Origin of the sequence: Streptomyces sp. CB02366 (genome assembly GCF_001905905.1) — a bacterium.
Taxonomy (GTDB): Bacteria; Actinomycetota; Actinomycetes; order Streptomycetales; family Streptomycetaceae; genus Streptomyces.
In genome coordinates this window covers 378,967-392,932 of sequence record NZ_LIVT01000003.1, presented here as the reverse complement: position 1 = coordinate 392,932, position 13,966 = coordinate 378,967, and the positions used below count along the sequence as shown (strand labels likewise).

The window sequence follows — 13,966 nt, the reverse complement described above, 5'->3', positions numbered from 1 at the left end:
GCCCCGCGCCCGGGGAGGGGTTGGCCGGGCGCCGGTGGGAATCCGGTGCGGCCCACCCCGGGCGGGGCGCACCGGGCGGATCGGCGTTTCCCCACGCCCTTGCCGCCGGGCGGCACTTCGGCCGTTCCACGGAGCGGAGTTCGCCCGCGAGGCGGAGGCCGGCGGCGCGTCGGAGCGATGACGACTGGTCACGTACAGGTTCGTGGACCATACTGCCCGCCGTGGAGCAGAGCATAGATTCGAACAAGAAGCCCGAGTTCGCCGCAGGCACCGACCCGGCGTTCATCCCCCTGCCCGGACTGGCGGCGCCCGTCGCGACCCGGAAGCCCGAACCGGAAGCGGGGGCCGGCCCCGAGGCGGTCGTCCCGGAGGGGGTGGCGGAGCGCGAGGGCGAGGCCGCGACCACCGCCCCCGGTGGCGAGGCCGACCGGGAACCGGAAGCGGCGGAGAAGGCCGCCCTTTCGGACGCCGACGCCGGGGAGGGCCCCGTCTTCGAGGTCAGCGACCGGCGCGGTTCGATCCGGGTGGCCCGGGAAGGCGTCCGCTTCCGGTTGGACGACCAGGAGGCCGAGTTCGACTGGGACGAGATCGGCGCGGTGGAGACCGCCTCGGCCCGTTTCGGCCGCCGGTTCACGGTGACCGTCCACCTGTCGACCCGCCGCTGGTTCAACGCCGAGGTCGAGGCGGGCAGCCGCAGCGAGCTCAAGGGGTGGCCCGCCGAACTGGACAAGGCCCTGGACGCCTACTTCGAGGAGTCCTGAGCTCCCGCGTACGGGGCGTCCTCCCCGGGGTGTCCCGTCCGGCGGGCCGCCGGGGCGGTCCCGGCCGCCCGGACGACGGCCCGGCGGGTGCTGAGGGCGGCCCGGGCGGAGGACACGGCCCGCGCCGCCCCGAACCGTGCCGTCAGGACCTCTTCCGCCCGCGGCCCCGGACGCGTACCAGGACGTAGCCGGTCAGGGCGACGGCGGGTCCAGGACCACCGAGCGGCTCAGGTGGCGCGGCAGATCGGGGTCGAGCCCCCGCGCGGCGGCCCTGGCGAGAGCGAGGCGCTGTACGCGTACGAGATCGGCCAGCGGGTCGAGCGGGCCGTCCACCCACGCGGCGCCCGTCGCGCGCACCTGCTCCGCCAGGCCCTCGGGGGCCTCTCCGAACATCCAGGTGGCGGTCCCCGCCGTGGAGATGCTGATGGGGCCGTGGCGGTACTCCATCGCGGGGTACGACTCCGTCCAGGACAGCGACGCCTCCTTCATCTTCAGCGCCGCCTCGTGGGCCAGGCCGACCGTCCACCCCCGGCCGAGGAAGGAGAACTGCGTGCACTCCAGCAGCCCGTCCGGCAGCGGCTCGGCGAGCGCGGTCTCCGCGTCCGCCACCGCCTGCTCGGAGTGCAGGCCGAGATGGGCCCGCAGGAGGGTGAGGGCGGTCGTGGCGAAGCGGGTCTGCACCACGGACCGCTCGTCGGCGAAGTCCAGGACGACGAGGTCGTCGGCGGCCGTCCTGACCGGGGTCCGGGGATCGGCGGTGACCGCCACCGTGCGGGTGGCGCCGCGCAGCCGGTTCAGCAGCTCCAGCACCTCGGTGGTGGTCCCCGAGCGGGTCAGCGCGACGACCCGGTCGTAGCCCCGGTCGAAGGGGAACTCGGAGGCGGCGAAGGCGTCCGACTCGCCTTGCCCGGAGCCCTCGCGCAGCCCGGCGTAGGCCTGCGCCATGTAGAAGGAGGTACCGCAGCCCACGACCGCGATCCGCTCGCCCGCGGCGGGCAGGCCGACGGCTCCGGGGCCCCCGGCCAGGGCGGCGGCGCGCCGCCAGCAATCAGGCTGACTGGCTGTCTCGGTCTCGGCATACGACACGTCTGCACTCCACGGGAACGAGGTGGACCACGGCAACGGGGCTGGGCGCGACCGGCTTCGGCCCGCCCAGCCCGCATGTAGAATTCTGCACGTTACATGCAGTTATCGAACAAAAACAAGCAACGTGCAGGTGGGCGGCGGACTACCCGCGACCGCTGTGCGACGCTTGCGGCGATCCGGCCCCCGGCGACCGCGTTCCCGCGAAGCGCGGTGCCCGCGCCGGACGGTGAGGAGACGCTCTTGTCCAGGGACGCCCGGTGGGACGCGCTGCTGGAACTGGTCGGCAAGCACGGCAGGGTGGACGTCGAGGAGGCGGCGGCGACGCTCGACGTCTCGGCCGCCACCATCCGCCGCGACCTGGACCAACTGGCCGAGCAGCACCTGCTCACCCGTACCCGCGGCGGGGCGGTGGCGCACGGGGTCTCCTACGAACTGGCGCTCCGCTACAAGACGGGGCGCCACGCGCCCGAGAAGCAGGCCATCGGGCGGGCGGCGTCCGGCCTCGTGGCCGTCGGCGAGGTGGTCGGCCTGACCGGGGGGACGACGGTGACCGAAGTGGCCAGGGCGCTGGCGGTGCGCCCGGACATCGTGGGCGAGACGGCGGCGGCGGGCGGACAGCCGACGCTGACCGTGGTGACCAACGCCCTCAACATCGCGAGCGAACTGGCGATCCGGCCGCAGATCAAGATGGTGGTGACGGGCGGGGTCGCGCGGCCCCAGTCGTACGAGTTGACGGGCCCCCTCGCGGTCGGCGTGATGAACGAGATCACCCTGGACGTCGCCGTGCTCGGGGTGAACGCCATCGACATCGAACGCGGTGCGTACGTCCACCACGAGGGCGAGGCCAGCGTCAACCGGCTGCTCGCGGAACGGGCGCAGCGGGTGGTGGTGGCGGCCGACTCGTCGAAGATCGGCAAGCGGGCGTTCGCCCGGGTCTGCGATCTGGGGCTGGTCGACGTCCTGGTCACCGACTCCCGCATCGGCGCGGAGGCGAGGGACCGGTTCGGCGAGGCGGGGGTCCAGGTCATCGCGGTCTGAGCGGAGCGGCCGGACCGGTACGGTGCGAGTCCGGCGGCGCGCGCGGCACGTCATGAACCGGTGTCGGTCGGGTACCGGAAAGGACATGGAAGCCGAGTTCGCCGTGTCGCTGGTACGCCGAACGGGTGAGGGGCGAGAGGATTGCCCGATGAACAGTGAGTGCAGCCGGTGCGAACCCGCCCGGCTCGACGACGGGGTGGACCGGTGAGCAGGTACGACAGGTATGACAGGTACGACGCCACCGATGAACAGTGGGAGGGGCTCGCCCAGGTCGTACCGTTGCGCGGCCGGGACGAGTGGCCGTCGCGGGTCGACCACCGCACCGTCCCGGCCGAGCGCGCGGCCGAGCAGCGACGCCTCGTCGTGCTGCGGGTGCAGGTCTTCGCGGACGCGCGCGAGGTGGCCGAGTACCTGGTCGCCCAGGTGCCGGTGCTGCTCGACCTGACGGCGGCGGAGACGGACGTGGCGAAGCGGATCCTCGACTTCAGCAGCGGCGTGGTCTTCGGCCTCGGCAGCGGTATGCACCGCGTCGACCGCAACGTCTTCCTGCTCGCGCCCGAGGGCATGGAGGTCGAGGGGGTCACCCCCGCGGGCATCGCCCACTCGTAGCCGTAGCCGTAGCCGTAGCCGTAGCCGTGGTTGCGGCAGCTGTGGGGAGCGGTCGCCGGAGCGGACCGCCGCCCTCCGGCCGCCCCGCGCGCGAGGTCCGGGTCCGGAGGTGGGCGCGGACGTGCGTTGTCGGTGGCCGGTGATAGACCTGGGGCCGTGAAAGACATCGATGTGGCAGAACTCCAGCGCCGGCTGGCCGCGTTCGCCGCGGCACGGGACTGGGGCCGGTACCACACCCCGAAGAACCTGGCGGCCGCGCTCAGCGTCGAGGCGTCCGAACTCCTGGAGATCTTCCAGTGGCTGACGCCCGAGGAGTCCGTCGCGGTCATGGGGGATGCCGGGGCGGCCCGCCGGGTCGCCGACGAGGTCGCGGACGTGTTCGCCTATCTCCTGCAGTTCTGCGAGGTGCTGGGCATCGACCCGACGGCCGCGCTGGTGGCCAAAATGGAGCGGAACGAGGAACGCTTCCCTCTCCCGAGTGGCCCGGAACCCGGTGATCGTCACTCTTCGGAGTGATCGAGTTATCCACATTCGACTTCGTGTCCACAGATTTCCGATTTCCTCTGGCCTTACGGTGCTGTTGCCCTCACTTTGGGTAATGAATGAGGTGAGCGGGTTTTCGTACGGACGGGGGAGACAGATGGAAGCGGAGCGACTCATCGAGGTCGGGCGGCGGGCGCTGGCGGGCAGTCGGGGCGCGCTGGACGTCATGGCGGAGGCGTGGCAGGCCCAGGCGCTCGCACGGGCCATCGGCAGCCGGCTGGCGGCGTGCGGGCCGGTGGAGTTACGGAGCGAGGCGCGGGCGTTGGGGGAGATCGGCGCCGGCTGCTCCGCGCTGGACCACCCCTCGGTTCTCTCCGACGGCGCCCGGGCGGTGCGGCTGACCGGGATGGCCGAGGTGAGGACGACCCTGGCCGCACTCGCGCTGCTGCTCGGTGAGGCCGGGATCGCGCTGGTCGGGGTGGCCTGTGATACGGGGGAGGACAACCTGTACTGGCAGTGCATCGAGGCGATGGACGCGGCGGACGAATCACTGGACCGCGTCCACGGGATGCTGAGACGGCTGGCCGAGCGGGAGCGCGACGGCCCCTACGGGGGCATACGCGGTCCCGCGGCATCGGCGGCCGGGCCCTGAGGCAGGCCCCGGGCGGGGAGGAGCGGGGGCGGGGCCGCCCGGGCTGACGAGGGGGGCCGCGCCGGCGGGGCAGGATGGAGGCATGGATCTTCGCATCTTCACCGAGCCCCAGCAGGGGGCCGACTACGACACCTTGCTCACCGTCGCCAAGGCCACCGAGGACCTGGGCTTCGACGCCTTCTACCGCTCCGACCACTATCTCCGGATGGGCCCCGGCGACGGCCTGCCCGGACCGACCGACGCCTGGATCACCCTGGCAGGGCTGGCGCGCGAGACCCGGCGCATCCGGCTCGGCACGCTGATGACCGCCGGCACCTTCCGACTGCCGGGAGTCCTGGCCATCCAGGTGGCCCAGGTCGACCAGATGTCCGGCGGCCGGATCGAACTGGGCCTGGGGGCGGGCTGGTTCGAGGAGGAGCACCGCGCCTACGGCATCCCGTTCCCCAAGGAGAAGTTCGGCCGCCTGGAGGAGCAGCTCGCGATCGTCACCGGTCTGTGGGCGACGGAGGTCGGCAAGACCTTCAGCTACGACGGCACCTACTACCAGCTCACCGACTCGCCCGCGCTGCCCAAGCCCGCCCAGGCCAAGGTGCCCGTCCTGATCGGCGGCCACGGTGCGACGCGCACCCCGAGGCTGGCCGCGCGGTACGCGGACGAGTTCAACATCCCGTTCGCCTCGCTGGAGGACAGCGAGACCCAGTTCGGCCGGGTACGGGCCGCCGCGCAGGCGCACGGGCGCTCGCCGGACGACCTCGTGTACTCCAACGCGCTGATCGTCTGCACGGGCAAGGACGACGCCGAGGTCGCCCGGCGCGCGGCGGCCATCGGCCGGGACGTGGAGGAGCTCAAGGCGAACGGCCTGGCGGGATCGCCCGCCGAAGTGGTCGACAAGATCGGCCGCTACGGAGCGATCGGCTCGTCGAGGATCTACCTCCAGATCCTCGACCTGGACGACCTGGACCATCTGGAACTGATCTCCTCGCAGATCCAGTCCCAGCTGACCTGACCTGACCTGACCTGACCTGACCTGAGGAGGTGGAGGCGGCTGTGAATACCGGTGGCACGCTCGCCGACGCGCTGGAAGCCGGGCCCGTTCTGCTGGACGGCGGCCTCTCCAACCAACTGGAGGCGCAGGGCTGCGACCTGTCCGACGCCCTCTGGTCGGCCCGGCTGCTGTCGGCCGCGCCGGAGCAGATCGAGGCCGCCCACCTCGCCTACCTCCGGGCGGGGGCGCGGGTGCTCATCACGGCCAGCTATCAGGCCACCTTCGAAGGGTTCGGGCGGTACGGGATCGACCGGTCCGGGACCGAGGACCTGCTCGCCCGCAGCGTGCGGCTGGCCCGGCGCGCCGCCGACACGGCGCGCCGGACCGGTCCCGGGCGGGAGAGCTGGGTCGCCGCGTCGGTCGGGCCGTACGGGGCGATGCTCGCGGACGGCAGCGAGTACCGGGGGCGTTACGGGCTGAGCGTCCGGGAGCTGGAGCGCTTCCACCGCCCCCGGGTGGCGGCCCTGGCCGCGGCCCGGCCCGACGCCCTGGCCCTGGAGACGGTGCCGGACCTGGACGAGGCGGAGGCCCTGGTCCAGGTGGCCGAGGAGACCGGACTGCCGTACTGGCTCTCGTACAGCGTGGCGGGCGGCCGGACCCGGGCCGGTCAGCCGCTGGAGGAGGCGTTCGCGGTGGCGGCGGGCCGGGACTCCGTCCTCGCGGTCGGGGTCAACTGCTGCGATCCCGACGAGGCGCAGGAGGCCGTGGAACAGGCGGTCGCGGTCACGGGCAGGCCCGCCGTGGTCTACCCCAACAGAGGGGAGGGCTGGGACGCCGGGGCGCGGGGGTGGACCGGGCGCGGCACGTTCGACCCGGGGCGGGTGCGGGCCTGGACCCGGGCGGGCGCCCGGCTCGTCGGAGGCTGCTGCCGGGTGGGACCGGAACTCGTGGCCGAACTGGCCGGGCGGCTGGAGGCGTAGGCGGGCGGAGGGCCCGGAACGCCGTGAGGGAGTGGCCGGCGGGGGAGGCGGGGCACGGCGGCCGCATGGCTGGAGGGCCGGGGCGGAGGGACGCCCGGGACGCGTCCGGCGGGGCAGGCAGAGCAGGCGGGGCAGGCAGAGACGGCGAAAATACCTGGTGGGGGCGGGGGCTGATGACCATACTCGGACGGGTGTTCCTGACGATCGGTACGACCGGCACCCCTGAACGCCCCGCCACGGATCTGGGCTTCCTGCTGCACAAGCATCCCGACAAGGCGCAGGCGTTCTCCACCTCGCACGGCTCCGCGCACGTCTTCTATCCCGAGGCGTCCGCCGAGCGCTGCACCGCCGCGCTCCTGCTGGAGGTGGATCCGGTGGCGCTGGTGCGGCGCGGCAAGGGCAAGGGCCGGGGAGGAGCCCCCGACGCGGCGCTCGCGCAGTACGTCAACGATCGCCCCTATGCGGCCTCCTCCCTGCTGTCGGTCGCCCTCGCCACGGTCTTCAAGTCCGCGCTCGGCGGCGTCTGCCGGGCCATGCCCGAGCGGGCCGGGAGCCCGTTGCCGCTGCGGATCGAGGTGCCCGCCCTGCCCGCCCGGGGCGGTGTCGAGCTGGTGCGCAGGCTGTTCGCACCGCTCGGCTGGGACCGGGTCGAGGCCACGGCCGTACCGCTGGACGAGCAGTTCCCCGCATGGGGCGACTCGCGCTACGTACGGCTCGTGCTGGAGGGGGAGTTGCGGCTCGCGGACGCGCTGCGGCAGCTCTACGTCCTGCTTCCGGTGCTCGACGACGCCAAGCACTACTGGGTCGCGCCCGACGAGGTGGACAAGCTGCTGCGGGCCGGGGAGGGCTGGCTGGCCGACCACCCCGAGCGGCCCCTGATCACCCGGCGCTACCTCTCCCACCGCTGGGGGCTCACCCGCCAGGCCGACCAGGCGCTGGAGCTGGTGCGGCTCGCCGAGTCGGACGACCTGGAGGTGGGAAGCGTCGACAACGCGGTGGACGAGAGCACCGACACCGAGGAGAAGCCCGTCCCGCTCGCCGCGCACCGGCGCACGGCGATCCTCGACGCGCTGCGCGCCGCCGGGGCCGGGCGGGTGCTCGACCTCGGCTGCGGCCAGGGCCAGTTGGTGCAGGAGCTCCTCAAGGACGTGTCCTTCACCGAGATCGTGGGCGTCGACGTCTCGATGCGCGCCCTGACCATCGCCTCGCGCCGGCTCAAGCTGGACCGGATGGGCGAGCGCCAGGCCGGCCGGGTCACCCTGCGGCAGGGGTCGCTGACCTACACGGACCGGGCGCTGAAGGGGTACGACGCCGCCGTGCTCAGCGAGGTGATCGAGCACCTGGACCTGCCCCGGCTGCCCGCCCTGGAGTACGCGGTGTTCGGCGCGGCACGGCCGGGGACGGTGGTCGTGACCACGCCGAACGTGGAGTACAACGTCCGCTGGGAGACCCTTCCGGCCGGACACGTCCGCCACGGCGACCACCGCTTCGAGTGGACCCGGGCCGAATTCCGGGAGTGGGCCGAACAGGTCGCCGGACGGCACGGATACACCGTTCGGTACGTGCCGGTCGGAGCCGAGGACCCCGAGGTGGGGCCCCCGACCCAGATGGCCGTGTTCACCCGGCTCCCGGAAGCCGCCGGGAAGACCGGGGACCGCCCCGGCGAGAAGCGCGACCCCGAGAAGAAGAAGGAGGCGGAAGCCGCGTGAACAGGGACCGGAGCAGGACCGGCGCGGAAGCGGCGGCAGCGGCTGCTGACACGACTGTCGCCGACGCGACCGCCACGGACAGGACCGCTGCCGAGGCCACGGCGAGCGCCGCCGGCCTGACCGCGGTCGAGGGGGCCACCGCAGGCCCCGCGCGCGTTCTGCCGGTGACCGACCTCTCCCTCGTCGTCCTCGTCGGCGCCAGCGGATCGGGCAAGTCCACCTTCGCCCGCAGGCACTTCAAGCCGACCGAGATCGTCTCCTCGGACTTCTGCCGGGGCCTGGTCGCCGACGACGAGAACGACCAGAGCGCCAGCCGTGACGCCTTCGACGTGCTGCACTACATCGCCGGCAAGCGCCTGGAGGCCGGGCGGCTCACGGTGATCGACGCCACCAGCGTCCAGTCGGAGAGCCGTAAGCAGCTCGTCCAGCTGGCCCGGAAGTACGACGTCCTGCCGATCGCCATCGTGCTCGACCTGCCCGAGGAGGTCTGCGCCGCCCGCAACGCGGCCCGCCCCGACCGCGCCTCCATGCCGCGCCACGTCATCCAGCGGCACCGCCGCGAGCTGCGGCGCTCCCTGCGCGGGCTGGAGCGCGAGGGCTTCCGCAAGGTGCACGTCCTGCGCACCGAGGAGGAGGCCGAGCGCGCCGAAGTGGTCCTGGAACGCCGCTACAACGACCTGCGCCACCTGACCGGACCGTTCGACATCATCGGGGACGTCCACGGATGCAGCTCCGAGCTGGAGACTCTGCTCGCCGAGCTCGGCTACGTGGACGGCGCCCACCCCGAAGGGCGTACCGCCGTGTTCGTCGGCGACCTCGTGGACCGGGGGCCCGACAGCCCCGGTGTGCTGCGCCGCGTCATGTCCATGGTGGCGGCGGGCACCGCCCTGTGCGTCCCCGGCAACCACGAGAACAAGCTCGGCCGCTATCTCGCCGGCCGCAAGGTGCAGCTCACCCACGGTCTCGCGGAGACCGTCGAGCAGTTGGAGCGCGAGGACGCCGAGCACCCCGAGTTCCGGGGCGAGGTACGGAAGTTCATCGACTCCCTGGTCAGCCACTACGTCCTGGACGAGGGCAGGCTGGTGGTCTGCCACGCCGGGCTGCCCGAGAAGTACCACGGCCGCACCTCCGGCCGGGTCCGCTCGCACGCCCTGTACGGGGACACCACGGGGGAGACCGACGAGTTCGGCCTGCCCGTGCGCTACCCGTGGGCCGAGGAGTACCGGGGCCGCGCCACCGTGGTCTACGGCCACACCCCGGTGCCCAGCACTTCCTGGATCAACAACACCATCTGCCTGGACACTGGAGCCGTCTTCGGCGGGAAGATGACCGCGTTGCGCTGGCCGGAGCGCGAACTCGTCGACGTGCCCGCCGAGAAGGTCTGGTACGAGCCCGTCAAGCCGCTGGTCACCGAGGCGCCCGGGGGCCGGGAGGGCCGACCGCTGGACCTCGCGGACGTCCAGGGCCGCCGTGTGGTGGAGACCCGGCAGCTGGGCCGGGTCGCCGTGCGCGAGGAGAACGCGGCCGCCGCGCTCGAAGTCATGAGCCGCTTCGCCGTCGACCCCCGGCTCCTGGCCTACCTCCCGCCCACCATGGCCCCCACCGCCACCTCCCGCGAGGACGGCTTCCTGGAGCACCCGGCCGAGGCGTTCGCGCAGTACGCGGCGGACGGTGTCGAGCGGGTCGTGTGCGAGGAGAAGCACATGGGTTCCCGGGCCGTCGTCCTCGTCTGCAAGGACGCGGAGGCCGCGACCGCCCGCTTCGGCACCACGGGCCCCACCGGTGCGCTGTACACCCGCACCGGGCGGCCGTTCCTCGACGACACCGCCATGACCGAGGCGGTCCTGGACCGGCTCCGCACCGCCGTCGAGGCCGCCGGGCTCTGGGAAGAGTGGGACACCGACTGGGTGCTCCTGGACGCCGAGCTGATGCCGTGGTCCCTCAAGGCGGGCGGGCTGCTGCGCTCGCAGTACGCCGCCGTCGGCGCCGCGTCCGGCGCCGCCCTCCCGCCGGCCGTCGCCGCTCTGGAGCAGGCGGCCGCCCGGGGCGTCGAGGTGGCGGACCTGGCCGGACGGCAGCGGGACCGCGTCCGGGACACGGTCGCGTTCACCGAGGCGTACCGGCGCTACTGCTGGCCCACCGACGGGCTGGAGGGGGTGCGGCTCGCCCCCTTCCAGGTCCTCGCCGTCCAGGGCCGTTCCCTCGCCGCCGTCCCGCACGACGAGCAGCTCGCCCTGCTCGACCGGCTCGTGGAGCACGACCCCACCGGACTGCTCCAGGCCACCCGTCGGCTCGTCGTCGACACCGGCGACGAGGCGTCGGTCCGGGCGGGTGTGGACTGGTGGCTGGAGATGACCGGGCGCGGCGGCGAGGGCATGGTCGTCAAGCCGCTCGGCGCGCTCGTCCGGGACGCCGGGGGCCGACTCGTCCAGCCCGGCGTCAAGGTGCGCGGCCGGGAGTACCTGCGCATCGTCTACGGCCCCGAGTACACCCGCCCGGAGAACCTGGAGCGCCTGCGCTCCCGGTTCCTCGGCCACAAGCGTTCGCTGGCGCTGCGGGAGTACGCGCTGGGCCTGGAGGCCCTGGACCGGCTGGCGGACGGGGAGCCGCTGTGGCGGGTCCACGAGGCGGTGTTCGCCGTCCTGGCCCTGGAATCGGAGCCGGTGGACCCCCGCCTCTGACCGTTCGGATCCGGGGTCGGCTCCGGCCCTCGCTCACGACCGGCCCGGCCCCGGCTCCGGCCCCGTCCTGATCCGGCTGCCGGGTCGGGTGGGCCCGGAGCCGGAGCCGTCCGGCCCGAGCGGTCCCGGTCGGCTCCGGCCGCGGGGCGGGCCCGGCCGTGGTGCGCGCGGTGGAACAGGTGGGCGATTCGCCGGGTGAACGGCGCTCCGCGCGGTGAGGATGGGGGCATGGGATTCCACGTCGACTCCGAAACCGGGCGGCTTCGCCGCGTCATACTGCACCGGCCGGGGATGGAGCTGAAGCGCCTCACCCCCACCAACAAGGACGCGCTCCTGTTCGACGACGTCCTGTGGGTGCGCCGCGCCCAGGAGGAGCACGACGGGTTCGCCGAGGTCCTGCGCGACCGGGGGATCGCCGTGCACCTCTTCGGCGACCTGCTGCGCGAGTCCCTCGACATCCCGGTCGCGCGGCGGCTCGTGCTCGACCGGGTCTTCGACGAGAAGGAGTACGGTCCGCTCGCCACCGAACACCTGCGAGCCGTCTTCGAGGAGCTGTCCGCCGCGGAGCTGGCCGAGGCGCTGGTCGGCGGCATGACCAAGCGGGAGTTCCTGGAGCGGCACAGCGAACCGACCTCCGTCCGCTTCCACGTGATGGAGCCGGACGACTTCCTCCTCGGCCCGCTGCCCAACCACCTCTTCACCCGGGACACCTCGGCGTGGATCTACGACGGAGTCTCCATCAACGCGATGCGCTGGCCCGCCCGGCAGCGCGAGACCGTCCACTTCGAGGCGATCTACCGGCACCACCCCCTCTTCACCGGCCAGGAGGCGGGCGCCTTCCACCACTGGTCGGAGGGGCAGGACGACTACCCCTCCACGATCGAGGGCGGCGACGTCCTGGTCATCGGCCACGGGGCCGTCCTCATCGGGATGAGCGAGCGCACCACCCCGCAGGCGGTGGAAATGCTGGCCCGCGGACTCTTCGACACCGGCTCGGCGCGTACGATCGTGGCGCTCGACATGCCCAAGGCCCGTGCGTTCATGCACCTGGACACGGTGATGACCATGGTGGACGGGGAGACGTTCACCCAGTACGCGGGGCTCGGCATGCTCCGCTCGTACACCATCGAACCCGGCGGCGGCCCCCGTGACCTCAAGGTCACCGACCACCCGCCCGAGCACATGCACCGCGCCATCGCCGCCGCCCTCGGCCTGGACTCCATCCGGGTTCTCACCGCCACCCAGGACGTGCACGCCGCCGAACGCGAGCAGTGGGACGACGGCTGCAACGTGCTCGCCGTGGAGCCCGGGGTCGTCGTCGCGTACGAGCGCAACGCCACGACCAACACGCATCTGCGCCGACAGGGCATCGAGGTGATCGAGATCCGGGGCAGCGAGCTGGGCCGGGGTCGCGGCGGCCCGCGCTGCATGAGCTGCCCGGTGGAACGCGATCCGGTGACCTGAGCCGTCCGGCCGCGGGCGTCGGGCCGCGGGCGTCGGGCCGCGGGCGTCGGGCCGGGAGCGTGCGCAGGCGGCGGACGCCCCCCGAGTGGGGCCCTGGCGGGTGGCACCCCGGCGTACGGCCGGGGGGCGGGGCCCGGAGGAGTGCGCCCTCGGTGGGCGGGGCCCCTCGCTCCGGAGCCCGGGAGCCCCGACTCCTGTATAGAGATGCGGGTCGTCGTATAGACTTCCAGTTCTGCCGCGCGCAGTGCGCCGATCCCGTCCCACCCAGGAGCAGCCATCATGGCCATAGACCTCACCGGCCGCCACTTCCTCAAGGAGCTGGACTTCACCTCCGAGGAGTTTCTCGGCCTGGTCTCCCTGGCCGCCGAGCTCAAGGCGGCCAAGAAGGCCGGGACCGAAGTCCAGCGCCTGCGCGGGAAGAACATCGCGCTGATCTTCGAGAAGACGTCTACGCGTACGCGCTGCGCGTTCGAGGTGGCCGCCGCGGACCAGGGTGCGTCCACCACCTACCTCGACCCCTCGGGCTCCCAGATGGGCCACAAGGAGTCCGTGAAGGACACCGCCCGGGTGCTCGGCCGGATGTTCGACGCGATCGAGTACCGGGGCGACAGCCAGCGGACCGTGGAGGAGTTGGCCGCCCACGGCGGAGTGCCGGTCTTCAACGGGCTCACCGACGACTGGCACCCCACCCAGATGCTGGCCGACGTGCTCACCATGACCGAGCACGGCGGGGGGCCGCTCACCGGGACGGCTTTCGCCTACCTCGGTGACGCCCGCTTCAACATGGGCAACTCCTACCTGGTCACCGGCGCCCTGCTCGGCCTGGACGTCCGGATCGTGGCGCCCGAGGCGTACTGGCCGGGCGAGGCCGTCGTGGCGCGGGCCAGGGAGCTGGCCCGGACGAGCGGGGCGACGATCACCCTCACCGACGACGTCGCCGAAGGCGTGCGGGGGGCCGACTTCGTCGCCACCGACGTCTGGGTCTCGATGGGGGAGCCCAAGGAGGTCTGGGCCGAGCGGATCGCCGCCCTCGCCCCGTACGCCGTGACGATGGACGTCCTGCGGGCCACCGGCAGGCCCGAGGTGAAGTTCCTGCACTGCCTGCCCGCCTTCCACGACCTCGGCACCCAGGTCGGCCGGGACGTCCACGACCGGTACGGCCTGAGCGAGCTGGAAGTCACCGACGAGGTCTTCGAGTCGTCCCACTCGGTCGTCTTCGACCAGGCGGAGAACCGGATGCACACGATCAAGGCCGTCCTGGTGGCGACGCTGGCCGGGGAGTAGCCGCCTCGCTGCGAAGGGCCGCCTCCGTCGGAAAGGACCCCCGCCGCGAAGGAATGTCTCCGCCCGGAGCGGTCGCGCATGCTCATGCACCCGATGGGGTGAACATGCGCCGTGTTGGCTACGATGTCGGTTCTGGTGGGGTTCGGGCCCGGTGCTCGGACCCCTTGCCTGTGCCGTCGCGGTCAGCGGCGCACAGGCCGTCCCCCCACCGCACCACCAGGCCGTCCCCCACGG

General features: G+C 73.1%; 12 protein-coding genes. 11 read left to right on the top strand and 1 reads right to left on the bottom strand.

What is annotated here, in order from left to right; all coding sequences use genetic code 11:
* Positions 1 to 221 precede the first annotated feature (221 nt).
* Positions 222 to 761 (top strand): hypothetical protein, encoded by a 540-nt coding sequence (locus AMK24_RS10310; protein ID WP_073767335.1) that lies wholly within the window; start codon positions 222 to 224, stop codon positions 759 to 761.
* Between the two features lie 192 nt (positions 762 to 953).
* Here AMK24_RS10310 and AMK24_RS10305 read toward each other — a convergent pair whose 3' ends face one another.
* Entirely contained in the window at positions 954 to 1,847 is an 894-nt protein-coding gene (locus tag AMK24_RS10305; RefSeq protein WP_073767333.1) for an SIS domain-containing protein, read from the bottom strand.
* Positions 1,848 to 2,087: 240 nt separating this feature from the next.
* On the opposite strand from AMK24_RS10305, the gene AMK24_RS10300 reads away from it, so the two are divergent.
* The 10 genes from AMK24_RS10300 to argF all read left to right on the top strand — a co-directional run bounded on the left by AMK24_RS10300 (position 2,088) and on the right by argF (position 13,732).
* On the top strand, positions 2,088 to 2,885 hold the full coding sequence (locus tag AMK24_RS10300) for a DeoR/GlpR family DNA-binding transcription regulator (protein WP_073767331.1): 798 nt from the start codon (positions 2,088 to 2,090) through the stop codon (positions 2,883 to 2,885).
* Positions 2,886 to 3,089: 204 nt separating this feature from the next.
* Positions 3,090 to 3,494: a cell division protein SepF gene (locus AMK24_RS10295; protein ID WP_073767329.1), complete on the top strand. Its 405-nt coding sequence runs from the start codon at positions 3,090 to 3,092 to the stop codon at positions 3,492 to 3,494.
* A 156-nt stretch (positions 3,495 to 3,650) separates the two neighbouring features.
* Positions 3,651 to 4,010 (top strand): nucleotide pyrophosphohydrolase, encoded by a 360-nt coding sequence (locus AMK24_RS10290; protein WP_073767327.1) that lies wholly within the window; start codon positions 3,651 to 3,653, stop codon positions 4,008 to 4,010.
* A gap of 124 nt (positions 4,011 to 4,134) precedes the next feature.
* Positions 4,135 to 4,629, top strand: coding sequence for a DUF6099 family protein (locus AMK24_RS10285; protein ID WP_073767325.1), 495 nt, complete (start codon positions 4,135 to 4,137; stop codon positions 4,627 to 4,629).
* Positions 4,630 to 4,711: 82 nt separating this feature from the next.
* On the top strand, positions 4,712 to 5,635 hold the full coding sequence (locus AMK24_RS10280) for an LLM class F420-dependent oxidoreductase (protein ID WP_073767323.1): 924 nt from the start codon (positions 4,712 to 4,714) through the stop codon (positions 5,633 to 5,635).
* A gap of 41 nt (positions 5,636 to 5,676) precedes the next feature.
* On the top strand, positions 5,677 to 6,594 hold the full coding sequence (gene mmuM, locus AMK24_RS10275; protein ID WP_073767321.1) for a homocysteine S-methyltransferase: 918 nt from the start codon (positions 5,677 to 5,679) through the stop codon (positions 6,592 to 6,594).
* A 191-nt stretch (positions 6,595 to 6,785) separates the two neighbouring features.
* Positions 6,786 to 8,303, top strand: coding sequence for a 3' terminal RNA ribose 2'-O-methyltransferase Hen1 (locus AMK24_RS10270; protein WP_073768745.1), 1,518 nt, complete (start codon positions 6,786 to 6,788; stop codon positions 8,301 to 8,303).
* A gap of 116 nt (positions 8,304 to 8,419) precedes the next feature.
* A complete protein-coding gene (locus AMK24_RS10265; RefSeq protein ID WP_073768743.1) occupies positions 8,420 to 10,984 on the top strand; it encodes a polynucleotide kinase-phosphatase in 2,565 nt (854 codons plus the stop codon).
* Positions 10,985 to 11,212: 228 nt separating this feature from the next.
* Positions 11,213 to 12,448, top strand: coding sequence for an arginine deiminase (locus AMK24_RS10260; protein WP_073767319.1), 1,236 nt, complete (start codon positions 11,213 to 11,215; stop codon positions 12,446 to 12,448).
* A gap of 279 nt (positions 12,449 to 12,727) precedes the next feature.
* Complete coding sequence (gene argF / locus AMK24_RS10255; protein ID WP_073767317.1) at positions 12,728 to 13,732, top strand: ornithine carbamoyltransferase; 1,005 nt, start codon at positions 12,728 to 12,730, stop codon at positions 13,730 to 13,732.
* Positions 13,733 to 13,966: the final 234 nt, after the last annotated feature.